Below are 25915 nucleotides of genomic sequence, written 5' to 3'. Positions count from 1 at the left end.
ACCGTAGGGGGGTACGACAATGGGCGGGACGAGTGGTGACGGGCCCTTCGGGCCCACGGGGGATCCGGGCGGACGCAGCCGTCCGCACAAGGCGCTGACCGCTCTGCTCTGCGTGGTCGCCGTGGCGGGCATCGGCCTGAGCGGCTGGGCCGTCGTCACGCGGGTGCTCGACTTCCGCGCCCGTTCCGAGAGCCGTGAGCGCATCGAGGAGGGATGCGGAGGGCTCGTCGATCCCGACCTGGTGCTCGCCCTGCACGGCGGCACCGACCGGGTGGAGCTCTCCGACCGCCACAGCATCCACATCGACCGGCGTTCCAGCGAGTGCGCCGTCCACCGCACGGACCGCCCGGGGACGCCCAGTCATTTCTCGCTGGTCCTCACCCTGTCCCCGGAAGATCCGGGCGCCGACGACCGCCTGGTGAAAACCGGCCACGAGCCCTTCGAGCGCTTCTCCGCCGGAGCGGGGAGCGACGTCACGGCGGTGGCGCGGTACGCGCTGCCGCATCCGCTGGGCGACGGCTCCCTGGGGGAGTACGACGCCGAGACCCTGACGGCCCGCGCCCACTGCGCGCCCGGGGGTCCTTTCTCCACCGTCGAGGCGGAGGTGAGGGCATGGAACGACGACCCCCTCACCGCCCAGGACCGCCGTCAGCTCGCCGGTCTGGCACGGCAGGCGGCGGACCGGGCCGCCGGGAGGAGCGGCTGTACGGCCGGACTCCCTCCGGTGCCCACCGCGTTCCCCGTACCGGGGACCGCTCTCGGACCGGCCGCGGAGGCGGGCGGCACCTGTGCCTGGTACGGGAAGTTCACGGCCGCCGAGGGGCGCGGCCCGCTCCCCGACCGGGCACTCGCCGCGCCGGCCGGGAAGGCGAGCGACCACGACGCCTGCCTGCTCGCGCTCAGCCCGGAGGGGACGGCGGGGATCTGGCCTGCGTACGAGAGGACCACGCCGAACCCGAGGGACCTCCACAAGGCACTGACCCTGTCCCCGCTGTGGATACAGACGGACACCCTGGTCGGAGACGAGACGAGGGGGCTCCGGGCCGGCCGGGCCCCGGTCCGCGCCGGCACCGCGGGCGGAGAGGAGCTCACTTGGTGGGCCTCCTCCGTCTGCGGCGGCCGGCCCGCCGTGCACCTGATGCAGGTGTCCCACGAGCCGTACGACGACATACTCCGCGACCGCCTGGAACCCCTGTTCCGCGCGTACGTCGACGAGGCCACCGCCCGCCGCGGCTGCACCGGGGTGGCCTTCCCCCGGACGGCGGACTTCGCCGGGAGGTGAACAGCCGTGCGACGGGAGCGCGTTGTCACAGGGGGCGGTTAGTCTCGTCCGTATGCCCCCGGCCAGGAAGCGCCCGCGCGCCTACGACCTCAGCCGGACCCGTACCGCGGTCCTGGCCCAGTTCGACCGTGTCCGGGAGGCGGTGACCTCCCTCACACAGGAGCGGCTCGCCGGTCCGTCCGGGCTGGGGGAGTGGACCGTACGGGACCTGGCGGCGCACCTCACCGCGGCTCTGGAGCGGGTCAGCCGTGAGCTGGAGCTGCCGGAGCCGCCCGGGGCCAAGCCGCAGATCACCCTGCTGGAATGGCCCTTCTCCACCGTGGACCGGGCGGAGGCGATCGCGGACGACGCCCGCGCCCTGGCCGGCGCCCGCCCCGGCCTCGGCGCGCTGTACGAGGAGACGGCCGAGCGGTTCGCCCGGCTGACCGCCGGGACCGGGGGCGACCGGCTGCTGACCACCCGGGCGGGCACCATGCGGCTGGGCGACTTCCTGGTCACCCGGACCGTCGAACTCGTCGTGCACACCGACGACCTCAACCGCGCGGCCGGCCTCGACATCACCTACGACCGGCAGGCACTCGCCGCCTGCACCCGGCTGCTGGCGGACGCGCTCGCGGACCGCGCACCGGGCGGATCGGTCGAGGTGCGGATCCCGCCCTTCGCCGTGGTCCAGTGCATCGGCGGTCCCAAGCACACCCGGGGCACCCCGCCCAACGTCGTGGAGACGGACCCGCTCACCTGGGTCCGGCTCGCCACCGGACGGACGGCATGGGCACGGGCGCTCGACGAGGCGCAGGTCAGTGCCAGTGGCGAACGGGCCGACCTCGCCGGCCTGCTGCCGCTCATGGGCTGAGCCGGCCGGGAACACGGAACCGGACCGGCGGGCCGGTCCGTCCAAGGGCCATGCACACCACACGCGCGACTCCCGGCCTGCTGACCCTTCTCGCCCTCACCGCCCTCACCGCCTGCGGCACCGACCCCGGCCCCGGAACGGGCCCCGGTGGCGGCGAGGGACACGACGCCGGCAGCGGCACCGTGCGGACCGAGCCGCCCGTCACCGGGGTGCGCTGGGTCGTGGAGTCGGTGACGGCCGCCGGCGGGAAGACCGAAGCCCTCCCGGGCAGGGCCCACTTCACGCTCGGCGAGGACGGCACCGTGGAGGGGAACCTCGGCTGCAACTCCTTCCACGGCCGGGCGGACGTCGACGGCCCCACGGTCACCTTCGGTCCGTTCGTCTCCACCCGGAAGCTCTGCCCCGGGCCCGAGAGTGAACTGGAGCGTGCGCTGACCGGGGTGCTGGAGGGAAGGACGACGTACACGGTGAAGGGCCGCGTCCTGTCCCTCACCGCGGCCGGCGGTGAGGGACCCGGACTCGAAGCGACGGCGGACCCGGAGAGCCCGCCGCCTGCCCCCGGCACCGGCACCGGCACCGGCACCGGCACCGGCACCGGCAGCGGTACCGGTACCGGCACCGGCAGCGGTACCGGCACCGGCTGACGGGCGGCGTCAGGCGCCGGACGGATACGGCAGCAGTCCCGCGTCCGTCCTCTCCCACGAGGCCCGCAGCGCGGCCAGCACCCCCGGCTCGGCGGCCGCCAGGTCGGCCTGTTCGCGCTGGTCCTCGGAGAGCCGGAACAGCTGGTCGGGCCCGCCCTTCCCCCGGTAGTACTTCCAGTCGCCCCGCCGCAGCGCCCGCTCCCCGCGCACCCGCCAGAACAGGTCGCGTTCCCTGGGCGCCTCGCCCCGCAGCAGGTATCCGGCGAGACTGGTCCCGTCGAGCGGGTAGGCGGGGTCCGGCCGCGCGCCGGCTATCTCCAGCAGGGTCGCGGTCCAGTCCGGCGAGAACACCGGGAGGCCGCTGACCTGGTTGCCGTCGATACGGGCGGGCCAGCGCAGCACCGAGGGGACCCGGATGCCGCCCTCCCGGAGCGAGCCCTTGTTCCCGGACAGCGGCCAGTTGTAGGAGAACCGCTCCCCGCCGTTGTCGCTGGCGAAGAAGACCAGGGTGTCCTTCTCCTGCCCGGACCGCTTCAGGGCCTTCAGCACCTCGCCGACCGAGCGGTCCAGGTCCTCCACCATCTGCGTGTACTTCTCGACCGAACCACCGTCCCCGTGCCACAGGGCGCGCCCGTCACCCGCCTTGATGCGCCGGACGATCTCGGCACTGGCCCCGGTGTCCCCGTCGGCGATCCACGGCCAGTGCGGGGTGGTGAAGTTCAGGTTGAGCAGCCAGGGCCTGTCGTGGCCGCGCTGGATGTACCGGCTCGCGCGCTCGGTCAGGATCCGGGTGTAGTAGCGGAGGTCCTTGTAGGTGGCGTCGCCTTCGTACAGGTCGTACTCGCCGCCCAGGCCCAGCTTGGAGTAGTACTCCAGGGCACCGCCGAAGTTGCCGAAGAACTCGTCCCAGCCGGACCTGGTCGGGCTGTAGTCCGGCAGGTAGCCGCAGTGCCACTTGCCGATCAGCGCGGTCGCGTAACCGGCCCCCTTCAGCAGGGAGGCCAGGGTCGGGTGGGTGGGTTCCAGTCCCGCGGACCGGTCCGCGATGGGCTCGGAGAGCCCGCCCTCGGTGCGCCCCGGGTATCGGCCGGTGTAGAGGCTGAAGCGGGTGGGGGAGCAGGTGGCGGAGCCCGAGTAGGCGTCGGTGAACCGCACGCCCTGCCGGGCCAGCGCGTCCAGGTGGGGGGTACGGATGTGGGGCGACCCGTACGAGGACAGATCGGCCCATCCGAGGTCGTCGCCCAGGATGAACAGGATGTTGGGTCTGCGTGCGTGCCTGCCCGGTGCCGCGCGGAACGGCCGCTCGGCGGACTCGGCCGCGGACGGGTCGCGGGGCGCCGCGGCGGCGGCCGGGACCCCGACGGCGGCGGTGGCGGCCGTGGCGCCGACGGCGGTGGTGAAGGCGCGCCGGGTCAGCGGCGCACCGGGCACCTTGTTGGCACTGGTGTTCGAATCGAAAGAAGGCATGGTCGTCTCCTGGGCGGGCCTCGGACGCGGACCGCGGGGGCGGGCGCGAGGCGGACGAAGGGGAAGGAGCCCGTCGCGGCAGGCCGTGCACGCCGGCGTACGCGGCCGTCAGCGGGCACGGGGAGGCGCGAAGGGGGCAAGGGCTCCGGACGGAAGGGGGCCCTTGGGCGGCGGAGCGGGAGGAACCCTTACGCGCCCCGGCGACGCGGAGTCAAGGCGTCGGAAGAGGCCGGAAGGCGCGGGAGTTCAGGCGCAGCGACAGATGGCGCTCGCCAGACGTCCCAGATCGACGTGGCGGCGCTCCACGAGCGTGACCGAGCGGTCACCGAGGGGCTGCATGACGCAGGAGCCTGCCAACGAGCCATGCGCCTGTCAACGCGGGTCTCGGAATCCGGACGGCGGGGACGCGGGGTCCACCGCCCGCCGGACGGTGCGGGAAGCCGCACCGCGGCCCCGTCGGGGGTCCCGTGGCGTCCGCTGCGCGGACGGGGAGTGTGAGGCTCGCCACGGAACGGCCGTTCGGCCACGGCCCGGGCCGGCCCGCTCCCCAGCTCACCGAGCGCCACGACCGGGCCCCCTCGCCACAAAGGCGCGGCAGGGGCGTCCGGCCGGAAAACGCCCGCGCGCCGGGCGTCCGGCGCCCTCCGGCCGTTCCGGGGCCCCGCCCGCACACCCGCCATGATCACTGTGGGTGACCGTTCGGGCTGTCCGTTACGCCGCGCGGTCCGGTGTCCGGGGTCTTCCGCACGGCCCCCGATCGGGTCCGGAGTGACCCTCACCCAATTCGGACCGGTGGTCGATCTCCCCTACACTCGGTGGCGTGCCTCGTGGTGATGGACGACTCAACCACGACCTGCTCCCCGGAGAGAAAGGCCCCCAGGACGCTTGCGGCGTCTTCGGTGTCTGGGCTCCGGGCGAAGAGGTCGCCAAGCTCACCTATTTCGGACTGTATGCCCTGCAGCACCGTGGACAGGAGTCCGCGGGCATCGCAGTGAGCAACGGGTCCCAGATCCTGGTCTTCAAGGACATGGGACTGGTCTCGCAGGTCTTCGACGAAACGTCTCTGGGATCCCTCCAGGGCCATATCGCGGTCGGTCATGCCCGCTACTCCACCACCGGTGCCTCGGTGTGGGAGAACGCGCAGCCGACGTTCCGTGCCACCGCGCACGGCTCGATCGCCCTGGGTCACAACGGCAACCTGGTCAACACGGCCCAGCTCGCCGAGATGGTCGCCGACCTTCCGCGCAAGGACGGCCGCGCCACCCAGGTCGCCGCGACCAACGACACCGACCTGGTGACCGCCCTGCTCGCCGGCCAGCGTGACGCCGACGACAAGCCGCTCACCGTCGAGGAAGCCGCCACCAAGGTGCTTCCCGGGGTCAAGGGCGCCTTCTCGCTGGTCTTCATGGACGAGCACACCCTCTACGCCGCCCGCGACCCGCAGGGCATCCGCCCGCTGGTCCTCGGCCGGCTGGAACGCGGCTGGGTGGTGGCCTCCGAGTCCGCCGCCCTCGACATCTGCGGCGCCAGCTTCGTCCGCGAGATCGAGCCCGGTGAGCTCGTCGCCATCGACGAGAACGGTCTGCGTACCTCGCGATTCGCGGAAGCGAAGCCCAAGGGCTGTGTCTTCGAGTACGTCTACCTGGCACGTCCCGACACCGACATCGCGGGACGCAACGTCTACCTCTCCCGGGTCGAGATGGGCCGCAGGCTGGCGGCGGAAGCCCCCGCCGACGCCGACCTGGTCATAGCGACCCCCGAATCGGGCACCCCCGCGGCCATCGGCTACGCCGAGGCGAGCGGTATCCCCTTCGGGGCGGGGCTGGTCAAGAACGCGTACGTCGGCCGGACCTTCATCCAGCCGTCCCAGACCATCCGCCAGCTGGGCATCCGCCTCAAGCTGAACCCGCTCAAGGAAGTCATCAAGGGCAAGCGCCTGGTGGTCGTCGACGACTCGATCGTCCGCGGCAACACCCAGCGCGCCCTGGTCCGGATGCTCCGGGAGGCGGGCGCGGCGGAGATCCACATCCGGATCTCGTCCCCGCCGGTGAAGTGGCCCTGCTTCTTCGGCATCGACTTCGCGACCCGTGCCGAGCTGATCGCCAACGGCATGTCCGTCGAGGAGATCGGCACCTCCATGGGCGCCGACTCGCTCGCGTACATCTCGATCGACTCCATGATCGAGGCGACGACGATCGACAAGCCGAACCTGTGCCGCGCCTGCTTCGACGGCGAATACCCGATGGAGCTCCCGGACCCGGAGCTGCTCGGCAAGCAGCTGCTGGAGACCGAGCTGGCGGCCGGCCCCGCCGCGACCGCGGCGGCCGACGCGCTGCGCCGTCCGTGACCCGGACCGGCCGGCGCCCTCCCCACCAGCCCCGTATTCCGACACGAAAGATCCCGGGCAATGTCTGAGACAACAGGTGCTTCCTATGCGGCGGCGGGCGTCGACATCGAAGCAGGTGACCGCGCCGTCGAGCTGATGAAGGAGTGGGTGAAGAAGACGCAGCGCCCCGAGGTCGCGGGCCTCGGCGGCCTGGGCGGCTTCGCCGGCCTCTTCGACGCCTCGGCCCTCAAGCGCTACGAGCGCCCGCTGCTCGCCTCCGCCACGGACGGCGTCGGCACCAAGGTCGACCTGGCGCGCCGGATGGGCGTCTACGACACCATCGGCCACGACCTGGTGGGCATGGTCGTGGACGACCTCGTCGTCTGCGGCGCCGAGCCGCTCTTCATGACCGACTACATCTGCGTCGGCAAGGTGCACCCCGAGCGGGTCGCGGCCATCGTCAAGGGCATCGCCGAGGGCTGCGTCCTGGCGGGCTGCGCCCTCGTCGGCGGCGAGACCGCCGAGCACCCCGGCCTGCTGGGCCCCGACGACTTCGACGTGGCCGGCGCCGGTACGGGTGTGGTCGAGGCCGACCGGCTGCTCGGCCCGGACCGTATCCGCAAGGGTGACGTGGTGATCGCCATGGCGTCGTCCGGGCTTCACTCGAACGGGTACTCGCTGGTGCGGCACGTGGTCTTCGACCGGGCCGGCTGGTCCCTGGACCGGCAGGTCGAGGAGTTCGGCAGGACGCTGGGGGAGGAGCTCCTGGAGCCCACCCGGATCTACTCCCTGGACTGCCTCGCGCTGACCCGTACGACCGAGGTGCACGGCTTCAGCCACGTCACCGGCGGCGGCCTCGCCAGCAACCTGGCCCGCGTCGTGCCGGACGCCCTGCACGCCACGGTCGACCGGTCCACCTGGACGCCCGGGGCGGTCTTCGAGCTGGTCGGCAGGACCGGGCAGGTCGAGCAGCTGGAACTGGAGAAGACGCTCAACATGGGTGTCGGGATGATCGCGATCGTCCCGGCCGACTCGGTGGACGCGGCGCTCACCACGCTGGCGGACCGGGGCGTGGAGGCGTGGGTCGCGGGCGAGATCACCGAGCGCGGTGACCACACCACCGGCGCGGCGCTGACCGGAAGCTACGCACGCTAGCGGGACGACGGTCCGGCACCGGGCCCGGTACCCCACCGGGCCCGGTACCGCCCCGCCCGGGCGGACAAGACCCGGGCGGCACGGAACCCGGAGATCCGGACAGCACAGAACCCGGTCCGGGCGGGCCCGGACCGGGTTGATGTGTCAGCGCGAGGTCAAGCGCCGCGACGCTGTGACGACGGACCGGACTGTTCGTCCTCGTCCGCGTCGTCGTTGTACAGATCCGCGTACCGTGCGTACGGGTCTTCCTCGTCGTCATCCTCGAACGGCTTGGCGTTCGGTGGTTGACTCGAAGTCGATGCGCCCAGCTCATGAGCCAGACGCGACAGGTCAGTCCCGCCGGTGCTGTACTTCAGCTGGCGGGCGACCTTTGCCTGCTTGGCCTTTGCCCGGCCGCGCCCCATGGCTCGACCCCCTCGGTGACGGGGCTCGACGGCCCCAGAGTCTTGACACGCGTTCATATTTCAGGACGGACTCTCGGCTGAGAGACCGTGCCTATGACTTCAACGGTACCTGCTCCGTCGGCCATACGGTACGCCGCCCGCGGTGCGCGCCTGTTCACGGGATCGCCGAGAAGCATGTCCTCGCTGGTCAAGGCCGATTTTAACCTCTTGCGGACGGCCGGTCCGCCGACCGGAGTGAGTCTTGTCTCCCCGGGGCGCCCCCTGACGGCCCGCCGGACCCGCCGTGGGTCCGGGCCGTCACGGGAGCGCCCCGGGCCGCCGGTCAGCCCCGGCGGGCGTCCGCCATGCGCTGTTCGGCGATCCGGTCGGCCGCCGCGGCCGGCGGGATCCCATCACTCTTCGCACGTGCGAAGATGGCCAGCGTGGTGTCGAAGATCCGCGCCGCCTTCGCCTTGCACCGGTCGAAGTCGAAACCGTGCAGCTCGTCCGCGACCTGGATCACGCCGCCCGCGTTCACCACGTAGTCGGGTGCGTACAGGATCGACCGGTCGGCCAGGTCCTTCTCCACCCCCGGGTGCGCGAGCTGGTTGTTGGCGGCGCCGCACACCACCCGCGCGGTGAGCACCGGCACGGTCGTGTCGTCGAGGGCGCCGCCGAGCGCGCACGGGGCGTAGATGTCGAGCCCTTCGGTGCGGATCAGGGCGTCCGTGTCGGCGGCGACCGAGACCTCGGGGTGCAGGTCGGTCACGCGGCGTACGGACTCCTCGCGGACATCGGTGACGACGACCTCGGCCCCGTCGTCGAGCAGGTGCCGGACGAGGTGGTGGCCGACCTTGCCGACGCCGGCGACACCGACCTTGCGCCCCCGCAGGGTCGGGTCGCCCCACAGGTGCTGGGCGCTGGCCCGCATGCCCTGGAAGACGCCGAACGCCGTCAGCACCGAGGAGTCGCCCGCGCCGCCGTTCTCCGGGGAGCGCCCGGTGGTCCAGCGGCACTCGCGGGCGACGACGTCCATGTCGGCGACGTAGGTGCCGACGTCGCAGGCCGTCACGTACCGTCCGCCGAGCGAGGCCACGAACCGGCCGTAGGCCAGGAGCAGTTCGTCGGTCTTGATTCGGTCGGGGTCTCCGATGATGACGGCCTTGCCGCCCCCGTGGCCGAGGCCGGCCAGGGCGTTCTTGTACGACATGCCGCGCGAGAGCCTCAGCGCGTCGGCGACCGCCTCCTGCTCGGAGGCGTACGGGTAGAAGCGGGTGCCGCCGAGGGCCGGGCCCAGGGCGGTGGAGTGGAGGGCGATGACGGCCTTGAGGCCGCTGGCAGGGTCCTGGCAGATCACGACTTGCTCGTGGCCCCCCTGATCCGAGTGGAACAGGGTGTGCAGGACGCCGTTGGTCACATCGGTCACTGTGGTGACTCCCAAGAACGAAGCGGCGGAGGCCCTCCTGAAGGTGGGGAGGACCCCGGGCCGACCGGCACGGCCGGCCCGGCTGGGCAAGAGCGTAAGTCCTCGGGACACGCGGAATCCGGCGGGTGCCGGGGATCACCCCCTGGCGGAGTACCGGCGTGACACGATCTGCTGCATGTCGGTGGTGTCTTCGGTGCTCGTTCCCTACACGTCCTACCTGCGGGTGTATGAGCCGCTCGCCGCCTTCCCGGAGCCCGAGCGGAGCCACTGGGCGCGCTACGCCACGCGCCCGTCGCTTCCCACGGCGCAGGACGAACTGCGGCGCTCGCTGGCGGACTTGGTCCCCACCCCGCCGGTCCCGGTGCCGGTGCACGAGAGCGGGGACGCCTTCGTGGCCGAGGTCGACGGGGTGGTGTGCGTCTGTCCGTGGCGGACCCGGATGCGCGGGTGGCTCGCGCTGGAGGAACTCGATGGTCTGTTTCCGGCCAAAGTGCTGGACGCCGTCCTGCCTCCGGTGGTGCGGGCCCAGGCGGCCGCCGATCACGAGCGGTGGGCCATGCGGAATCCGGACGCCCGTCCCTGGATCCGGACCACGGTGTGGCATGTACCGGTGCGCTGGTTCGTCCTCTTCGACGACGAGGAGCGCGAGTACGCGGCGGCCGGGGACGGCGGCCGCCCCGTCCTCCGGTACCGGACCCCGATGGCGCAGGCGAGGCGCCGGCTCGCGCGGGCGCTGCGGACCCTGCGGGAGACGGTCGACGAAGGACCGCTGACCGAGGGGCTGGTGGATGTCGGCCGCTGGCTGGAGGAGTTCCACCCGCGGGCCCTGGTCGAGCTGGACTACGGCGGGCTGGTGCACGCCCTGAGCGACGGGGAACTGGCCTCGGACCGCTCGGCCGCCGACGTGGCCGAGGGCATCGCGGCCCTGCGGGAGGGCGATTCGGAGACCGCGGGCGCCGCGTACGGCCGGCTCGTCGAACGGTGGCGCGCCGTACGGGACAGACGGTCCGCCAACTGACGGCGGGCACCGCCCGCTCCGGAAAAGCCGCGGAAGTGACAATAAGCACCGCATAGAGCTGTGATCGGGAGGGAAGAGACAACCCATGAGGTGTCCGGCATCAAGGACACGGTGAGGCTCCGGAGGGACCGGAGCGGAGCGGTGGAGGTGAACGGAGATGCCATGACGGGAACTGACAAGCCGTGAACCTGAGTCCTGAGTGACGCGTGTGATCTGTGGGGCGTCAGATCGAGGACTCGACCCAGGACCTACGTCCCGAACCGGGCCTTTGCCTCAAGCGTGATGGATAGCACTAACGGGGCCCTTGCGCCGTTCCCTACTCCTCATGCCAAAATAGGACAAGGAGTCCGGGGAGGACTCTGTCCGCCCAACTTTGGGCGGAAAGCTCTGCATTGCTCGCTATGGGGGGTCTGACGACTTCTGGCGACTCCTGTTCACCCCTGTGACTGATCGTCACGGGGGTGTGACTGTCCGCTATGGCACGGTCCATCGGCATCCGTCGCTGATGAACACCTGGGAGGGCAATTCCATCGGTTTGGCCGACGCGGCTGGACGGATGGTGTAGTTGTAGTGCCGAGGACAAGCCGTTCGTCCTATAACCGACTCGGCCCGCGTCCGCCATATCGGGCAACGCGGGTCAAGGTGCAGAATTTAGAGGAATGAACCGAGAAGGTTCGGTTCTCCCGAGGAGGCCGCTCATGACCGCTCGCACCCCTGATGCCGAGCCGCTGCTGACCCCGGCTGAGGTCGCCACGATGTTCCGCGTGGACCCGAAGACGGTCACCCGTTGGGCGAAGGCTGGCAAGCTCACGTCCATCCGCACGCTCGGTGGACACCGCCGTTACCGCGAGGCAGAGGTCCGCGCACTGCTTGCGGGTATCCCGCAGCAGCGCAGCGAGGCCTGACACACCCCTGTCGCCGCTGACCACAGCCGTTTCCGGGCTGCCGAAGGGTCCCCCAACCCGCCGGCGCCCCCACACAGCTCCATCCGACGGGCGCCTGCCCCAACGGGCGTCACACCTGTGGGATCACAGGACACGTCGTTCGATCGCGCTGGACTCCGCCGGGTCCAGCGCGATCTTTTTTGTGTCCGCGCTCCCCGGGCGCCGGGCCCGCGCCGTCCGCCGTGCCGCTCCGCGTGCGCCCCTGCGCCGTGGTGGCCGGAAGTGGAACAAGGCCGACGGGTCGGTTTTCCCCGGGCCCGGGGTGCGGGGCGGGGCCCGCCCGGGACCGTTCGCGGGGGCGTGGGCCGGCTAGGGCCGAACGGCCCGGGGTGTGTGTGGAGGGAGAGTGCAATTGCACATATTAAATTCGCCAGTTGTAGGAAGTGCGTAAAGTCCGCGGTGTCCAAAACTGTTTCCGTGACACCCGTCACACCGATGCGCTCTTGTCCAACTCCGGGACTGCCACTATTGATCCATGGGCGCCGCGGCTGCCGGTCGTGTCGTACGGGGGCTTCGGTCACCGTGCGCGGGGGCCTCCGGCCCCTCCCGCGCGCCGCACGGGAGGGCGCGGACCCTCTGGTGCCGCCCTCCGGTCAGGCCGGCTCCCCGGAGGTGTCCCGGTGGCCCTCTGCGGGGCGTACGGCACCCGCGGGGTGAGGTGGGAGGGGTGCGGCGCCGTGCGGCGCCTGCGGGGCCCGTGACGCCTCCGGGGCCTGGGGGATCCGTGAGGCATCCGCGGCCCGTGGAGTCTGCGGAGCCTGCGGGGTCGTCACCGGCTCCTGGGCGAGCCGCAGGAGGCGGTAGCAGATCGGGCAGTGGCGGGTCAGATGGCGGTAGCCGGTAGCGGCCGCCAGGTGGGCGCGCAGCAGTGCGCGGGTCTCGTGCCGTGCCGTGGACGTGGCCATGCGAGGTGACCTCCCGGAATGCCGGGCCGCCCCCCGCCGAGGGAAACAGGGGCGGCCTCCGTCCTACGGAGTTACCCGGGCCGGGCGGAGTCGTCAAGACGCGCGAAGGCCCGGATCCAGGGGATCCGGGCCTTCGACTACTGCGGTCCTGACGGGATTTGAACCCGCGGCCTCCACCTTGACAGGGTGGCGAGCACTCCAAACTGCTCCACAGGACCAGGTTTCGCTGCCTTCCTCGCGTCCGGCTGCGAAGACAGACTGTACAGGAGGGCCCGGGTCCAGGTCTAACTCACCCTGTGTGCCGGGCCGGTCACGGCCCCGTGAGGGGTCCTCAGGGGGCCGCGGCGTCGATCGCCTTGACGATCCGCTTGTCGGAGACCGGCTGGGCGGTGCCCAGGGCATGGGCGAAGTAGCTCACCCGGAGCTCCTCGATCATCCAGCGGATGTCCAGGACCTCCTGCGGCACGGGACGCCCCTTCGGCAGCTGCTCCAGCAGCCAGGCGTACTCGTCCTGCATCTCGTGGACCTTCTCCATGCGTGTGGTGTCGCGCTGGACGTTCGTCGGCATCTGCTGGAGCCGGCGGTCCTCGGCGACCAGGTAGCGCATCAGGTCCGGCAGCCTGCGCAGCCCGGTCGCGGTGACGAACCCGGGCGGCACGAGGCGGGCGAGGTGGTCCCGTACGTCCATGACGTTGTTGATCAGGACCGGGCTGCCGGTGGTCTTCAGCCGGCGCTCGCACGCCTGCCAGGCCGCCAGGATCTGCTGCACCTGGCCCACCGTGCGCACCGTCAGCTCCACGAGGTCGGCGCGCACCTTGTCGTACAGCGCCCGGAACGACGCCTCGTCCCAGGCCGGGCCGCCGTGCGCCGCGATCAGCCGGTCGGCCGCCGCCGTCGCGCAGTCGTCGAACAGCGCCTGGACGGAGCCGTGCGGATTGCGGGACAGGGCCAGCTTCTGCTGGTTGGTCAGCTTGTCCGAGGCGAACTTGGCGGGGTTCACCGGGACGTTCAGCATGATCAGCTTCCGGGTGCCCCGCCACATCGCCTGCTGCTGCTCGGCCTCGGTGTCGAAGAGGCGCACGGCGACGGTGTCACCCTGGTCGACCAGGGCCGGGTAGGCCTTGACCGGCTGGCCCGCCCGCCGCGTCTCGAAGACCCGGTCCAGGGTGCCGATCGTCCAGTCGGTGAGGCCCGACCGCTCGACGGACTCGCCCGACGGTCCCGCGGTGGCCGCGGCGGCCTTGGAGAGCGCCTGGCGGGCCTTGGGGCGCAGCCGGAGCTTCAGCGCCTCCAGGTCCTTGTCCTCGGCGACCTTGCGGCGCCGCTCGTCGACGATCCGGAACGTGATCTTCAGATGGTCCGGTACGCGGGAGAGGTCGAAGTCGTCGGCGGACACCGGGACCCCGACCATCCGCTGGAGCTCACGGGCGAGCGTGGCGGGCAGCGGCTCCTGCAGCGGAACGGCGCGGTCCAGGAACTTCGTCGCGTAGTTCGGCGCGGGGACGTAGTGCCGGCGGACCGGCTTGGGCAGCGAGCGGATCAGCTCGGTGACGACCTCCTCGCGCAGCCCCGGGATCTGCCAGTCGAAGCCCTCGGAGGTGACCTGGTTGAGGACCTGGAGCGGGATGTGGACGGTCACACCGTCCGCGTCGGCACCGGGCTCGAACTGGTACGTCACCCGGAACTTCAGCCTGCCCTGCCGCCAGGAGTCCGGGTAGTCGTCCTTGGTGACGGCCGAGGCCTTCTCGTTGATGAGCATGGAGCGCTCGAAGTCGAGGGCGTCCGGCTCCTCACGGCGCTTGTGCTTCCACCAGGAGTCGAAGTGGGCGCCGGAGACGACGTGCTCCGGGATCCGGCTGTCGTAGAAGTCGAAGAGCGTCTCGTCGTCCACGAGGATGTCGCGGCGCCGGGCGCGGTGCTCCAGCTCCTCGACCTCGCCGAGCAGTTTGCGGTTGTCGTGGAAGAACTGGTGGTGGGTGCGCCAGTCCCCCTCGACCAGGGCGTTGCGGATGAACAGGTCGCGGGAGGTCTCCTGGTCGATCCGGCCGAAATTGATCTTGCGCTGGGCGACGATCGGCACCCCGTAGAGCGTGACCCGCTCGTACGCCATGACCGCGGCCTGGTCCTTCTCCCAGTGCGGCTCGCTGTAGGTGCGCTTCAGCAGGTGCTGGGCGAGCGGCTCGATCCACTCGGGTTCGACCTTCGCGTTGACCCGGGCCCAGAGCCGCGAGGTCTCGACCAGCTCCGCCGACATCACGAAACGCGGCTGCTTCTTGAACAGCGCGGAGCCGGGGAAGATCGCGAACTTGGCGTTGCGGGCGCCCAGGTACTCGTTCTTCTCGGTGTCCTTCAGCCCGATGTGCGACAGCAGCCCGGCCAGCAGGGAGGTGTGCACCGACTGCTCCGGCGCGTCCTCCTCGTTCAGCTGGATGCCCATCTGCCGGGCCACCGAACGCAGCTGCGCGTAGATGTCCTGCCACTCGCGGATCCGCAGGAAGTTCAGGTACTCCTGCTTGCACATCCGGCGGAAGCTGGAGGAACCGCGCTCCTTCTGCTGCTCACGGATGTAGCGCCACAGGTTCAGGAACGCCAGGAAGTCGGACGTCTCGTCCTTGAAGCGGGCGTGGTGCTGGTCGGCCTGGGTCTGCTTGTCGGCGGGCCGTTCGCGCGGGTCCTGGATGGAGAGCGCCGCGGCGATCACCATCACCTCGCGGACGCAGCCGTTGCGGTCCGCCTCCACCACCATGCGGGCGAGGCGCGGGTCCACCGGGAGCTGGGAGAGCTTGCGGCCCAGCGGGGTGAGGCGCTGTGCCCGCCTGCCCTCCTGGGGGGACTTCTCCGCCTGGTCCAGCGCGCCCAGTTCCTGGAGCAGCTGGATGCCGTCGCGGATGTTGCGGTGGTCCGGCGGATCGATGAAGGGGAACTTCTCGATGTCGCCGAGGCCCGCCGCGGTCATCTGCAGGATGACGGAGGCCAGGTTCGTCCGCAGGATCTCCGGGTCGGTGAACTCCGGGCGGGCCAGGAAGTCGTCCTCGGAGTACAGCCGGACGCAGATTCCGTCCGAGGTACGGCCGCAGCGGCCCTTGCGCTGGTTGGCGCTGGCCTGGGAGACCGGCTCGATCGGCAGCCGCTGGACCTTGGTGCGGTGGCTGTAGCGGGAGATGCGCGCGGTACCCGGGTCGATGACGTACTTGATGCCGGGGACGGTCAGCGAGGTCTCGGCGACATTGGTCGCCAGAACGATCCTGCGCCCGGTGTGGCGCTGGAACACCCGGTGCTGCTCGGCGTGCGAGAGGCGCGCGTACAGCGGGAGGACCTCGGTGTGCTTGAGGCTGCGCTTGTTCAGCGCGTCCGCCGTGTCGCGGATCTCCCGCTCGCCGGAGAGGAAGACCAGGACGTCCCCCGGGGCCTCGCGGCCGAGTTCGTCCACGGCGTCGCAGATCGCGGTGATCTGGTCGCGGTCGGAGTCCTGGCCGTCCTCCTCCAGGAGGGGGCGGTAGCGCACCTCGACCGGGTACGTGCGCCCGCTGACCTCCACGATCGGGGCGTCGCCGAAGTGCCGGGCGAAGCGCTCCGGGTCGATGGTCGCCGAGGTGACGACGACCTTCAGATCGGGGCGCTTCGGCAGCAGCCGGGCCAGGTAGCCCAGCAGGAAGTCGATGTTCAGCGACCGCTCGTGGGCCTCGTCGATGATGATCGTGTCGTAGGCGAGCAGCTCGCGGTCCGTCTGGATCTCGGCGAGCAGGATGCCGTCCGTCATCAGCTTCACGAACGTCGCGTCGGGGTTCACCTGGTCGGTGAAGCGCACCTTCCAGCCGACGGCCTCGCCGAGCGGGGTCCTCAGCTCGTCCGCGACGCGTTCGGCGACCGTACGGGCCGCGATCCGGCGCGGCTGGGTGTGCCCGATCATGCCCCGGACCCCGCGCCCGAGCTCCATGCAGATCTTGGGGATCTGCGTGGTCTTCCCGGACCCGGTCTCACCGGCGACGATCACCACCTGGTGGTCGCGTATCGCCTGGAGGATCTCGTCCTTCTTCTGGCTGACCGGGAGCTGTTCGGGATACGACAGGGCGGGCACGCGCGCGGCACGCTCCGCGAGCCGCGCGGCTGCCGTGGCGGCCTCGGCGGAGATCTCCTCCAGCACGGACCGGCGGGCCTCGGGCTTGCGGATGCGGCGGGCACCCTCGAGCCGGCGGCCGAGCCGGTGCGCGTCGCGGAGCGAGAGCTGCCCGAGCTGTGACTGGAGATCGGCGAAGGAAGTAGACATACGGACCCCAGGATCTCACCCGGGTACGAGGAGTGGCGAACCCATTTCACGCGGGCTCCGTCACGCGGCCCGCCCGCCCGCCGCGCGTCACACGACCGGAGGAACCGGGAACGGCACGGCTCCGGTGACCGGAACGCGCCCCTCCGGCCACCGGAGGGGCCCGCGAGACCACAGCACGTACCATTTCGGGCAACTGATCACCCGAGCCAGGGAGGGCGGCCCGTGTCCCGTGCGCGGTGGTGCTGCCTGCTGGCCGTTCTCGCGGTCGTCCTGGGACTGCCGACGGTGATCACGGGCGGCGCGCAGACGCGGGGAGCGGCGGCCGTGCAGGCCCTGGGCCCGGCCCTCGCCGCGGGCGCCGGACCGGTCTCCCGCCAGGCCCCCGCTCCTCGGACGGCGGCCGGCGCACCCGTGTCCGGGGCCGCCGTGTCCTGGGCCGCCGGGCCCGTGGTGGCGGCACCCCACGACACGGGCGCACCCGGCTGCGGGCGGGACCGGGACCGGACCGGAGCCGACCCCGCGCTGCCCGCGCGGAACCGCCCGCCGCACGACCAGGGGCCCGGCTGGCTCGCGCCGGTCCCGGTCGTGGCCGCCGGCCGCGGACCCGCGCCGGTGCCGGCTCCCGTCGTCCGGCCCGGAAGCCGCAACGCCGCGCCCACACCCGTCGAGCTCTCCGTGCTGAGGGTGTAGGGCCTGTCCGCCCCGAGCCGCCCCCGCAGATCCCGGGCGGCTCCGCGCCCCCGCCCCGCTCTCCCCCTCCCTTCCTCCCCGGCCGTCCCACGGCGGCCCCGGGGACCCGTACCAGCACGGAGACACGCATGCCCACGCCCACCCGATCCCCGTACCGGAAGCCGGTCGCCTTCGGCGCCGTCGTCGCCCTCGCCGCCGGGCTGCTCGGCTTCGTCTCCTACCGGGCCACCGCCCCCGACGGCTCCCCCTCCGACGCCCCGGCCGTCAGCGCGGCCACCGGACAGGACCCCGGCGCCTACCCCGGACTCGCGGAGCTCGCCCGCCGCGACGCGGGGGACGGGCTGGCCCTGGGCCGCCCGGACGCCCCCGTCGTCCTCATCGAGTACGCCGACTTCAAGTGCGGCTACTGCGGCAAGTTCGCCCGCGACACCGAACCCGGTCTGATCGAGAAGTACGTCGACGCGGGCACCCTGCGCATCGAGTGGCGCAACTTCCCGATCTTCGGCGAGGAGTCCGAGGCCGCCGCCCGCGCCTCCTGGGCCGCCGGACAGCAGGACCGCTTCTGGGCCTTCCACCGCGCCGCCTACGCCGAGGACGCCAAGGAGAAGGGCTTCGGGGAGGACCGGCTCAGGGAGCTCGCCCGGCAGGCCGGGGTGAAGGACCTCGACCGCTTCACCCGTGACGCCGGGAGCGAGGCCGCCGGCGAAGCGGTCGCCGCCGACCAGGAGGAGGCCTACTCGATCGGAGCCACCTCCACCCCCTCCTTCCTCATCAACGGGCGCCCCGTCGCCGGTGCCCAGCCCGCGGCCGTCTTCACCCGGGCCATCGAGGCCGCGGCGGCCGAGGCCGCAGGTGTGGGAAGCGCGGGCGAGGACGCCGGGGAGCGGGCCGAATGACCTCCCAGATCGGCTACTTCGCCGCCTTCCTCGGCGGCCTGCTCGCCCTGGTCAGCCCGTGCAGCGCCCTGCTGCTCCCGGCCTTCTTCGCCTACTCGCTGGACACCGCCTCCCGGCTGCTGGCCCGCACGGGCATCTTCTACGCCGGGCTGGCCACCACGCTCGTCCCGCTGGGCGCGGCCGGTTCGTACGCCGGACGGCTGTTCTACGGGCACCGCGACGCGCTGGTCCTCGGCGCGGGATGGCTGATCATCGCCCTCGGCGCCGCCCAGATCGCCGGCCTGGGCTTCGCGTCCCGCCGGATCGCCGGGATCAGCGGCCGCATCCGCCCGACCACCGCGTTCTCCGTCTACGCCCTGGGCGCGGTCTACGGGCTCGCCGGCTTCTGCGCGGGCCCGATCCTCGGCAGTGTCCTGACCGTCGCGGCCGTCAGCGGCAGCCCCGCCTACGGCGGACTGCTGCTCGCCGTCTACGCCCTGGGCATGGCCGTCCCGCTCTTCGTCCTGGCCCTGCTCTGGGAACGCTTCGACCTCGGCCGCCGTGCCTGGCTGCGCGGCCGGACCCTCAAGGCGGGCCGGTTCCGGCTGCACACCAACTCGCTGCTGTCCGGGCTGTTCTTCATCGCGCTCGGGACGCTCTTCCTCGTGTACGACGGCACGACCGCGCTGCCCGGACTCCTGGGCGTGGACCAGTCGTTCGCCGTCGAGCAGTGGGGCCGCGACCTCGGGGAGCGGGTGCCGGACGCGACCGCGCTGGTGGCCGTGGCGGTGGCGGGGGCACTGGTCACCGGGGTGCGCGTGTGGCGGCGGCGCGCCGGGCGGAAGCCGGAGGAGGCGGCCTGACACGGCGAAGGCCCCGTCCACCGGACGGGGCCTTCGGGTGGTGGCTGGGGCCGGGATCGAACCGGCGACCTATCGCTTTTCAGGCGATCGCTCGTACCAACTGAGCTACCCAGCCACGCAGCCGCTGGGGCTGCAAGCGGTCCTGACGGGATTTGAACCCGCGGCCTCCACCTTGACAGGGTGGCGAGCACTCCAAACTGCTCCACAGGACCAAGCTATGTGCGAGAACAAGTCTCGCACACGGTAAAGCGTGCCCCCAACGGGATTCGAACCCGTGCTACCGCCTTGAAAGGGCGGCGTCCTGGGCCACTAGACGATGAGGGCTAAGGGCCCACCTGCGCGCTTCCCAGCGCGTCGGGGACGTCAGAAGCATATGGGATGCGGTGAGCTATCGCCAAAACGGTTTACGGGGACGGCGTGGGGGGAGGCGAGGACGCCGGTTCTTTGTCCGGATCATCGCCTTTTTCTTCGGTTTTCTCCTTGGGTTTTCCCTCCGGGCCCCCCTCGGGCTCCTCCAGGTTCTCCTCCGGGAGGTGGCGGCTGACCTCGGCCGTCGTCAGACCGAGCCCGCCCAGGGTGATCTCGTCCCAGGCCTGCAGGTGCCGGGTGGTGCGGTCCAGGTAGAGCACCGAGGCGTGCACCTTCTCCGGCTTCTCGTTCTGCACGGCGCGCAGCCCGCCGCCGCCGGTGGAGCCCTCGACCTTCAGCCGGGTGCCCAGCGGCAGCAGTTCGTTCACCCGGTGGTGGACGTGCCCGGCCAGCACCAGGGGAACCGTTCCGTCGGTCTCCCGCGCCGCGTTCGGGTCGTGGGCCACCGCGATGTCCACGGGGGTGCCCGCGCGCCGCTGGTCGCGCAGCGCGGAGGCCAGCCGCATGCCCGCCAGCCGCTCGGACGCCTTGCCGCCGGTGGGACGCGAGCGGTCCGGGGTGAACTGCGGGTCCCCGGTGCCGGCCACCCGCAGCCCGGCGACGTCCACGGCCCCGCCCTCGTCCAGCACGTGCACGTTCCTCAGCTTCGCCAGATATGCCTGGGTGACCGCGGAGTCGTGGTTGCCGCGTACCCACACATAGGGGGCGCCGAGGTCGGCGGCCGGGTCCAGGAAGCCGTTCTCGGCGGCCGTGCCGTGGTCCATGGTGTCGCCGGAGTCGATGATCACGTCGATCCCGTACTGCTCCACCAGCGAGGCGATGATGTGCCAGGCGGCCGGGTTGAGGTGGATGTCGGAGACGTGCAGGGCCCGGATGGTCGCCGGGTCGGGCCGGTAGACGGGGAGCGTCGAGGTGGCGTCGTACAGCTTGGTCACGTTGGTGACGAGGCGGGCGAGCTCCTGCTGGTAGACGTCGAAGTCCGTGACGATGGAACGGGCGTCACCGACGACGGAGGGGGCGCTGGAGAGCAGCCCGGAGAATTTCGGCTCCAGCACGGACTTGGGGTTCCAGGTGGCGTACGCGCTGACCCCGGAGGCGGCCAGCAGGGCCAGGGCGAGCCCGCCGGCGGCCAGGGCGCGGCGGGGGCGGCGGTAGACCACGAGGCCGAGCGCGGTGGCACCGGTGACGACGGCCACACAGGAGCGGAGGGCCAGCTCGCGGGCGCCGGCGGCGACGTCACCGGTCACCTCGTCCTGGAGCCCGGAGAGGCGCTCGGGGTGCTTGACCAGCGCCTGGGAGCGTTCCGGGTCCAGTTGGTCGACGTCCACGTCGAGCCGCACCGGGGCGATGTGCGAGTCCAGCCGCAGGGCGCCCAGCGGAGAGACGTTGATCTTGGTACCGCCGCTCACCGAGGGGCGCAGGGTCATGGTCGTGTCCATCGGGCCCACCGGCGCGCGCACACTGCCCACGACCAGCAGGCCGAGCCAGGCCCCCGCCACCACGACCAGCAGCAGCACCGGCACGCGGACCCAGGGCCGTGAGGCGGTGGCGCGGAGCGGGCCCGTGGGGCCCGCGGGGCGGGGGCGGCGCCGGAGGCGGGACGCCGCGGCACGGAACGGGACTCGGACCATTGGGCGCGTATGCCCCGTACGCCGGCCGGACATGCGAGCGGGCGCAGCCGCGTCGGCCGGGCGGGGGAGGACCGGCCTGCGCCGGGCCGTCCCCACCGGGCCGCGCGCCTCAGGCCGTCCCCGCCCGGCCGCCCACGTCAGGCCGTCCCCGCCGGACCGCCCCCGCCGGGCCGGGCGTACGTGACAATGGCGGGGTGCTGGAGATGACGCGCGAGGAGTTCGAAGAGCTGGTGAGCCTGGCTCTTGACCGGGTCCCGCCGGAGCTGATGCGGCTGATGGACAACGTCGCGGTGTTCGTGGAGGAGGAACCGCAGGACCCGGAGGACCGCGACCTGCTCGGCCTCTACGAAGGAACCCCGCTCACCGAGCGGGGTGAGTGGTACGCGGGCGTGCTGCCCGACCGGATCACCGTCTACCGGGGCCCGACCCTGCGGATGTGCAAGACCCGTGAGGACGTCGTCGCCGAGACGGAGATCACGGTGGTCCACGAGATCGCCCACCACTTCGGCATCGACGACGAGCGGCTGCACGAACTGGGCTACGGGTGAGCGCGAGGCGCCCCCCGCCCGGTGAAGGGCCCGCCGACGGCCTCTTCGTGCCCGCGCGGCGCCCCGGGGCCGCCGGAGCCGGCCGATGGCGGGTGCTCGGGGCCGTCGCGGCGGGCGGCGCGCTGGGTGCCACGGCCCGGTACGCGATCACGCTCGCCTGGCCGGCCGGAGAGGGCGGCTTCCCCTGGGCGGTGCTCGCGGTCAACGCCCTGGGGTGCGCCCTGATCGGGGTGCTGATGGTGCTCGTCGCCGAGCGGGAGGCCGTGACGCATCCGCTGGCGAGTCCGTTCCTGGGGGTCGGGGTGCTCGGCGGGTTCACCACGTTCTCGACGTACGCCGCCGGCGTGTCGGAGCTGCTGGCCCGTCAGGAGGCGGTGACGGCCATGGCGTACGCGGCGGTCACGGCCGTGGCGGCGCTCGGCGCGGTGGGAGGAGCGGCCGCGGGGACGCGGGCCCTGGTGGACGGGCACCGGCGGGCCCGGGGGCGCGAAGGAGCGCCGGGGGCGTGAACTGGTTGCTGGTGATGGTCGGAGGCGCCGTCGGCGCGCCCTTGCGTTACCTGACGGACCGGGCGGTGCAGGCGCGGCACGGTGCCGGGCTGCCGTACGTGTTCCCGTGGGGCACCTTCACGGTGAACGCCGTCGGCAGCCTGCTCCTGGGCGTGCTGACCGGGGCCGCGGTCTCCGGTCCCGCGTACGCCCTGCTGGGCACGGGGCTGTGCGGGGCGCTGACCACGTACTCGACCTTCTCCTACGAGACCCTGCGCCTGGCGGAGTCGGGGCGCGGCTTCCTGGCGGCGGCCAATGTGCTGGCATCCCTGCTGGCGGGGCTCGGCGCGGTGTTCCTGGGCGCGGAGCTGGCGGGCGGATCCGGGGTCTGAGGGCGCACGGCCGGCGGACGGCCCCGGCGGCCGAGAGGGCCTGAGAGCGTCCGAGGGAGCCCGAGCGGTGTCCGAGCGGTCCGAGGGCGTGCGGGCCCGGCCGGCAAAGGCGGGTGTGCGGGAGTTGTGTCCGGGCGTGTCCCCGGCAGGGGCGGGGGAGTTGGACACATCGCCACTCACGGCGGCGCGGTCCCGTAGCCGCCTCACCGGGTCTTTCGCCGGCCCCGCCGCCCCCGTCGGCCGGTTCCCCGCCGACCCTCTGCTCCGGAGGTGCCACCTGTGCGCCAGTTGTCCACCCGCGTCCGTCGGGCAGCCGTCACCGCGCTGACGATCGCCGCGTCCACCGGCTGTATGAGCGTCGGCGACGACGCCGCGGAGCCGGCCCCGGAGCGTCCTGCGGCACAGGAGGGGCGGTCGGCTCCGCCGGAGGGCGGGACCGTGCGTGGAACCGGGCGGTCCGGCCCCGGCGGCGGACGCGTCCACGCCCAGAACGAACCGCAGGGGTCCTCGCGGGCGGCGGAGCCCGGCGCGAAGCACCCGGACCCGTCACCCGCCCCGGACGAGGCCCGTCCGGAGCCCCGCCCCGGTGCGTCCCTGCCGGTTCCGGACGGGGAGCCGCCCGCCCCTGGGCCCGTGCCCGGTCCGCCGGCCCCCAGCGAGCCGGAACCGGCGCCGGAGGTACCGGAGCCGGCGCCGCCCGCTCCGGAGCCCGAACCGTCCGCACCGGCCCAGCCGCCCGAGCCGCCTTCGGCCTCGCCGGCCGCACCGCCGGGCGGCGAGGCGGCGGAGGCGTCCTCATGGGCCCGGAAATGGCCCACGCCGACGGCTTCACCGCAGGTCGCGCCGGTGTGAGCGGGGCCTCACCGGGGGCCGGTTTGCGCAAAGCGGGGGAGAGTGCGTATGGTAGTAGATCGTTTGATCCCATTGCCCGGCGCCGAAACAGAAGCGCGCCGTGTGGCGCGTACTCTCCCTTGCCGTGGCTGGACCGCATTGAGGCGGTCGAAATTGCGAATCACGGAGTTACGGGCGCGTGCCGAGACTCCGGAAGGTTTCGCATTTCGCATGTCAATTTCCAGTTCTGACCGCACCGTCATGCCTGAGAACGCCGAACTCGTCGAGAACGACGAGGCCGCCGTGACCGAGGCCGTCGAGACCGCTGTCGTGACCGAGGCCGTCGTGGCCGAGGCTCCTGAGGCCCCCGCGTCCGTCGAGGCTCCCGCCGGTGACGTGGACACCGAGGACGCCGAGGCCGCGGACTCCGCCGCCGAGGACGACGAGCCGTCCGTCACCTTCGCCTCGCTCGGACTGCCCGAGGGCATCGTCCGCAAGCTGGCGCAGAACGGCGTCACGACCCCCTTCCCGATCCAGGCCGCGACCATCCCGGACGCCCTGGCCGGCAAGGACATCCTGGGCCGCGGCCGCACGGGCTCCGGCAAGACCCTCTCCTTCGGTCTGCCGACCCTGTCCGCCCTGTCCGGCGGCCGTACCGAGAAGAAGAAGCCCCGCGCGGTCATCCTCACCCCGACCCGCGAGCTCGCGATGCAGGTCGCGGACGCCCTCCAGCCGTACGGCGACGTGCTCGGCCTGAAGATGAAGGTCGTCTGCGGCGGTACGTCGATGGGCAACCAGATCTACGCCCTGGAACGCGGTGTCGACATCCTGGTCGCCACCCCGGGCCGTCTGCGCGACATCATCAACCGCGGCGCCTGCTCCCTGGAGGACGTCCAGGTCGCGGTCCTCGACGAGGCCGACCAGATGTCCGACCTGGGCTTCCTGCCCGAGGTCACCGAGCTGCTCGACCAGGTCCCGGCCGGCGGCCAGCGCATGCTCTTCTCCGCGACGATGGAGAACGAGATCGGCACGCTGGTCAAGCGCTACCTGAAGGACCCGGTCAGCCACGAGGTCGACAGCGCCCAGGGCAACGTCACCACGATGTCCCACCACGTCCTCGTCGTGAAGCCGAAGGACAAGGCGCCCGTCACGGCCGCGATCGCCGCCCGCAAGGGCCGCACGATCATCTTCGTCCGCACCCAGCTGGGCGCCGACCGTATCGCCGAGCAGCTCATCGAGTCCGGTGTGAAGGCGGACGCGCTGCACGGCGGGATGACGCAGGGTGCCCGCACCCGCGTCCTGGAGGACTTCAAGAAGGGCTACGTCAACGCCCTGGTCGCCACCGACGTCGCCGCCCGGGGCATCCACGTCGACGGCATCGACCTGGTGCTGAACGTGGACCCGGCCGGCGACCACAAGGACTACCTGCACCGCTCGGGCCGCACGGCCCGTGCCGGCCGGTCCGGTGTCGTCGTCTCGCTGGCGCTGCCGCACCAGCGCCGTCAGATCTTCCGCCTGATGGAGGACGCGGGCGTCGACGCCTCGCGTCACATCGTGCAGGGCGCGGGCGTCTTCGAGCCGGAGGTCGCCGAGATCACCGGCGCCCGTTCGCTGACCGAGGTCCAGGCCGACTCCGCGAACAACGCGGCCAAGCAGGCCGAGCGTGAGGCCGCCGACCTCACCAAGCAGCTGGAGCGCGTGCAGCGCCGTGCCGTGGAGCTGCGCGAGGAGGCCGACCGCCTGGTCGCCCGTGCCGCCCGCGAGCGGGGCGACGACCCGGAGGCCGCGGTGGCCGAGGCGGCCGCCGAGGCCGAGGCCGCGCTGCTGGCCGCCGTGTCCGTCCCGGAGCAGCCGGCCGCGCGTGACGACCGTCGCGACGACCGGGGCAACTTCGGACGCCGTGACGACCGGGGCGCGCCCCGTGGCGGCAACGACCGCGGCGGCCGTTCCTTCGAGCGCCGCGACGACCGTCGTGACGACCGTGGCGGCCGTTCCTTCGAGCGCCGGGACAACGACCGTCCGGCGTTCCGTGACCGCCGTGACGACCGTCCCTCGGGTGGTTTCCGCTCGGGCGGCGACCGTCGTGACGACCGTGGCGGCCGTTCCTTCGAGCGCCGGGACAACGACCGTCCGGCGTTCCGTGACCGCCGTGACGACCGTCCCTCGGGTGGTTTCCGCTCGGGCGGCGACCGTCGTGACGACCGTGGCGGCCGTTCCTTCGAGCGCCGGGACAACGACCGCCCGTCGTTCAACCGCGACCGCCGTGACGACCGTCCGGCCGGTGGCTACCGCTCCGGCGGCGGCGACCGCCCGTTCAACCGCGACCGCCGTGACGACCGTCCGGCCGGTGGCTACCGCTCCGGCGGCAGCGACCGTCCGACCGGCCGCCGTGACGACCACCGCGGTGGCACCGGCACCGGTACCAGCACCGGTTCCTTCGGCCGCCGCGACGACAAGCCGCGCTGGAAGCGCAACGGCTGACCGTCGCTGATGTGAACGACACGCGGGGCCCGTACAGCACTTCGGTGCGGTACGGGCCCCGCGGCGTTTCCGGGGTG

21 protein-coding genes and 4 tRNA genes are annotated in these 25915 nt (G+C 72.4%); 14 read left to right on the top strand and 11 right to left on the bottom strand.

The genetic code is table 11. The features are described 5' to 3' along the window. The first annotated feature begins 19 nt into the window (after positions 1 to 19). Genes CP967_RS16120 through CP967_RS16110 form a run of 3 tightly spaced genes read left to right on the top strand, consistent with a single transcriptional unit; the run spans position 20 to position 2779 of the window. Entirely contained in the window at positions 20 to 1282 is a 1263-nt protein-coding gene (locus CP967_RS16120; RefSeq protein ID WP_150488646.1) for a hypothetical protein, read from the top strand. A 52-nt stretch (positions 1283 to 1334) separates the two neighbouring features. Next, positions 1335 to 2135 carry a maleylpyruvate isomerase family mycothiol-dependent enzyme gene (locus CP967_RS16115; protein ID WP_150488645.1) on the top strand — a complete coding sequence of 267 codons (801 nt, stop codon included), beginning with the start codon at positions 1335 to 1337 and terminating at the stop codon, positions 2133 to 2135. Positions 2136 to 2185: 50 nt separating this feature from the next. Beyond that, entirely contained in the window at positions 2186 to 2779 is a 594-nt protein-coding gene (locus CP967_RS16110; RefSeq protein ID WP_150488644.1) for an META domain-containing protein, read from the top strand. A gap of 9 nt (positions 2780 to 2788) precedes the next feature. On the opposite strand, the gene CP967_RS16105 is transcribed toward CP967_RS16110, so the two are convergent. Together CP967_RS16105 and CP967_RS35220 are read right to left on the bottom strand one after the other, a co-directional pair. After that, complete coding sequence (locus CP967_RS16105; RefSeq protein ID WP_150488643.1) at positions 2789 to 4246, bottom strand: sulfatase family protein; 1458 nt, start codon at positions 4244 to 4246, stop codon at positions 2789 to 2791. Positions 4247 to 4492: 246 nt separating this feature from the next. Further along, a complete protein-coding gene (locus tag CP967_RS35220) occupies positions 4493 to 4585 on the bottom strand; it encodes a putative leader peptide (RefSeq protein ID WP_341874672.1) in 93 nt (30 codons plus the stop codon). 481 nt (positions 4586 to 5066) lie between these two features. Between CP967_RS35220 and purF the strand changes: the two genes are divergently transcribed. Together purF and purM are read left to right on the top strand one after the other, a co-directional pair. Then, positions 5067 to 6593 (top strand): amidophosphoribosyltransferase, encoded by a 1527-nt coding sequence (gene purF / locus CP967_RS16100; RefSeq protein WP_150488642.1) that lies wholly within the window; start codon positions 5067 to 5069, stop codon positions 6591 to 6593. 60 nt (positions 6594 to 6653) lie between these two features. Next, a complete protein-coding gene (purM, locus tag CP967_RS16095) occupies positions 6654 to 7727 on the top strand; it encodes a phosphoribosylformylglycinamidine cyclo-ligase (RefSeq protein ID WP_150488641.1) in 1074 nt (357 codons plus the stop codon). A 155-nt stretch (positions 7728 to 7882) separates the two neighbouring features. Here purM and CP967_RS16090 read toward each other — a convergent pair whose 3' ends face one another. Together CP967_RS16090 and CP967_RS16085 are read right to left on the bottom strand one after the other, a co-directional pair. Beyond that, a complete protein-coding gene (locus tag CP967_RS16090; RefSeq protein WP_150488640.1) occupies positions 7883 to 8131 on the bottom strand; it encodes a DUF3073 domain-containing protein in 249 nt (82 codons plus the stop codon). 322 nt (positions 8132 to 8453) lie between these two features. Beyond that, positions 8454 to 9536: a Leu/Phe/Val dehydrogenase gene (locus CP967_RS16085; protein WP_150488639.1), complete on the bottom strand. Its 1083-nt coding sequence runs from the start codon at positions 9534 to 9536 to the stop codon at positions 8454 to 8456. 175 nt (positions 9537 to 9711) lie between these two features. Here CP967_RS16085 and CP967_RS16080 point away from each other — a divergent pair, with 175 nt between their 5' ends. Together CP967_RS16080 and bldC are read left to right on the top strand one after the other, a co-directional pair. After that, entirely contained in the window at positions 9712 to 10554 is an 843-nt protein-coding gene (locus CP967_RS16080) for a DUF8083 family protein (RefSeq protein WP_150488638.1), read from the top strand. Positions 10555 to 11252: 698 nt separating this feature from the next. Further along, positions 11253 to 11459 carry a developmental transcriptional regulator BldC gene (gene bldC / locus CP967_RS16075; RefSeq protein ID WP_003949541.1) on the top strand — a complete coding sequence of 69 codons (207 nt, stop codon included), beginning with the start codon at positions 11253 to 11255 and terminating at the stop codon, positions 11457 to 11459. 632 nt (positions 11460 to 12091) lie between these two features. Here the strand turns inward: bldC and CP967_RS16070 are convergent. From CP967_RS16070 to hrpA, 3 genes are all read right to left on the bottom strand, one after another. Next, positions 12092 to 12403 (bottom strand): DUF6274 family protein, encoded by a 312-nt coding sequence (locus tag CP967_RS16070; RefSeq protein WP_150488637.1) that lies wholly within the window; start codon positions 12401 to 12403, stop codon positions 12092 to 12094. 143 nt (positions 12404 to 12546) lie between these two features. Then, a tRNA-Asp gene (locus CP967_RS16065) sits at positions 12547 to 12621 on the bottom strand. A gap of 113 nt (positions 12622 to 12734) precedes the next feature. Beyond that, positions 12735 to 16670 (bottom strand): ATP-dependent RNA helicase HrpA, encoded by a 3936-nt coding sequence (gene hrpA / locus CP967_RS16060; protein ID WP_150488636.1) that lies wholly within the window; start codon positions 16668 to 16670, stop codon positions 12735 to 12737. Positions 16671 to 16892: 222 nt separating this feature from the next. Between hrpA and CP967_RS34660 the strand changes: the two genes are divergently transcribed. The 3 genes from CP967_RS34660 to CP967_RS16045 all read left to right on the top strand — a co-directional run bounded on the left by CP967_RS34660 (position 16893) and on the right by CP967_RS16045 (position 19098). After that, positions 16893 to 17360, top strand: a complete 468-nt coding sequence (locus CP967_RS34660; protein ID WP_150488635.1) for a hypothetical protein — start codon at positions 16893 to 16895, stop codon at positions 17358 to 17360. Positions 17361 to 17488: 128 nt separating this feature from the next. After that, positions 17489 to 18256 (top strand): DsbA family protein, encoded by a 768-nt coding sequence (locus CP967_RS16050; protein WP_150488634.1) that lies wholly within the window; start codon positions 17489 to 17491, stop codon positions 18254 to 18256. Then, a complete protein-coding gene (locus tag CP967_RS16045; RefSeq protein WP_150488633.1) occupies positions 18253 to 19098 on the top strand; it encodes a cytochrome c biogenesis CcdA family protein in 846 nt (281 codons plus the stop codon). The genes CP967_RS16050 and CP967_RS16045 overlap by 4 nt, the downstream gene beginning before the upstream one ends. A gap of 38 nt (positions 19099 to 19136) precedes the next feature. Here CP967_RS16045 and CP967_RS16040 read toward each other — a convergent pair. The 4 genes from CP967_RS16040 to CP967_RS16025 all read right to left on the bottom strand — a co-directional run bounded on the left by CP967_RS16040 (position 19137) and on the right by CP967_RS16025 (position 21098). Next, positions 19137 to 19213, bottom strand: a tRNA-Phe gene (locus tag CP967_RS16040). Between the two features lie 22 nt (positions 19214 to 19235). Continuing rightward, a tRNA-Asp gene (locus tag CP967_RS16035) sits at positions 19236 to 19310 on the bottom strand. A 39-nt stretch (positions 19311 to 19349) separates the two neighbouring features. Then, a tRNA-Glu gene (locus CP967_RS16030) sits at positions 19350 to 19422 on the bottom strand. An 80-nt stretch (positions 19423 to 19502) separates the two neighbouring features. Next, positions 19503 to 21098: a metallophosphoesterase family protein gene (locus tag CP967_RS16025; protein ID WP_150488632.1), complete on the bottom strand. Its 1596-nt coding sequence runs from the start codon at positions 21096 to 21098 to the stop codon at positions 19503 to 19505. 194 nt (positions 21099 to 21292) lie between these two features. On the opposite strand from CP967_RS16025, the gene CP967_RS16020 reads away from it, so the two are divergent. From CP967_RS16020 to CP967_RS16000, 4 genes are all read left to right on the top strand, one after another. Continuing rightward, a complete protein-coding gene (locus CP967_RS16020) occupies positions 21293 to 21646 on the top strand; it encodes a metallopeptidase family protein (protein ID WP_150488631.1) in 354 nt (117 codons plus the stop codon). Then, on the top strand, positions 21643 to 22155 hold the full coding sequence (locus CP967_RS16015; RefSeq protein WP_150488630.1) for a FluC/FEX family fluoride channel: 513 nt from the start codon (positions 21643 to 21645) through the stop codon (positions 22153 to 22155). Before CP967_RS16020 ends, CP967_RS16015 begins: the two co-directional genes overlap by 4 nt. Then, the gene (gene crcB, locus CP967_RS16010; RefSeq protein WP_150488629.1) at positions 22152 to 22526 is read left to right on the top strand and encodes a fluoride efflux transporter CrcB; all 375 of its coding nucleotides are present in this window, start codon (positions 22152 to 22154) and stop codon (positions 22524 to 22526) included. Before CP967_RS16015 ends, crcB begins: the two co-directional genes overlap by 4 nt. 1062 nt (positions 22527 to 23588) lie before the next feature. Beyond that, positions 23589 to 25838, top strand: a complete 2250-nt coding sequence (locus CP967_RS16000) for a DEAD/DEAH box helicase (protein ID WP_190175171.1) — start codon at positions 23589 to 23591, stop codon at positions 25836 to 25838. Positions 25839 to 25915 lie beyond the last annotated feature (77 nt).

It is taken from the genome of Streptomyces nitrosporeus (assembly GCF_008704555.1).
In the GTDB taxonomy this organism is placed as follows: domain Bacteria; phylum Actinomycetota; class Actinomycetes; order Streptomycetales; family Streptomycetaceae; genus Streptomyces; species Streptomyces nitrosporeus.
This window is presented reverse-complemented; position numbering and strand designations above follow the sequence as displayed.

What these genes read in the sequence shown, in the direction of transcription:
- CP967_RS16120 (WP_150488646.1), top strand. Translation starts at nt 20, where the DNA reads ATGGGCGGGACGAGTGGTGACGGGCCCTTCGGGCCCACGGGGGATCCG.
- CP967_RS16115 (WP_150488645.1), top strand. Translation starts at nt 1,335, where the DNA reads ATGCCCCCGGCCAGGAAGCGCCCGCGCGCCTACGACCTCAGCCGGACC.
- CP967_RS16110 (WP_150488644.1), top strand. Translation starts at nt 2,186, where the DNA reads ATGCACACCACACGCGCGACTCCCGGCCTGCTGACCCTTCTCGCCCTC.
- CP967_RS16105 (WP_150488643.1), bottom strand. Translation starts at nt 4,246, where the DNA reads ATGCCTTCTTTCGATTCGAACACCAGTGCCAACAAGGTGCCCGGTGCG.
- CP967_RS35220 (WP_341874672.1), bottom strand. Translation starts at nt 4,585, where the DNA reads ATGCAGCCCCTCGGTGACCGCTCGGTCACGCTCGTGGAGCGCCGCCAC.
- purM (WP_150488641.1), top strand. Translation starts at nt 6,654, where the DNA reads ATGTCTGAGACAACAGGTGCTTCCTATGCGGCGGCGGGCGTCGACATC.
- CP967_RS16090 (WP_150488640.1), bottom strand. Translation starts at nt 8,131, where the DNA reads ATGGGGCGCGGCCGGGCAAAGGCCAAGCAGGCAAAGGTCGCCCGCCAG.
- CP967_RS16080 (WP_150488638.1), top strand. Translation starts at nt 9,712, where the DNA reads ATGTCGGTGGTGTCTTCGGTGCTCGTTCCCTACACGTCCTACCTGCGG.
- bldC (WP_003949541.1), top strand. Translation starts at nt 11,253, where the DNA reads ATGACCGCTCGCACCCCTGATGCCGAGCCGCTGCTGACCCCGGCTGAG.
- CP967_RS16070 (WP_150488637.1), bottom strand. Translation starts at nt 12,403, where the DNA reads ATGGCCACGTCCACGGCACGGCACGAGACCCGCGCACTGCTGCGCGCC.
- hrpA (WP_150488636.1), bottom strand. Translation starts at nt 16,670, where the DNA reads ATGTCTACTTCCTTCGCCGATCTCCAGTCACAGCTCGGGCAGCTCTCG.
- CP967_RS16050 (WP_150488634.1), top strand. Translation starts at nt 17,489, where the DNA reads ATGCCCACGCCCACCCGATCCCCGTACCGGAAGCCGGTCGCCTTCGGC.
- CP967_RS16045 (WP_150488633.1), top strand. Translation starts at nt 18,253, where the DNA reads ATGACCTCCCAGATCGGCTACTTCGCCGCCTTCCTCGGCGGCCTGCTC.
- CP967_RS16025 (WP_150488632.1), bottom strand. Translation starts at nt 21,098, where the DNA reads ATGGTCCGAGTCCCGTTCCGTGCCGCGGCGTCCCGCCTCCGGCGCCGC.
- CP967_RS16000 (WP_190175171.1), top strand. Translation starts at nt 23,589, where the DNA reads ATGTCAATTTCCAGTTCTGACCGCACCGTCATGCCTGAGAACGCCGAA.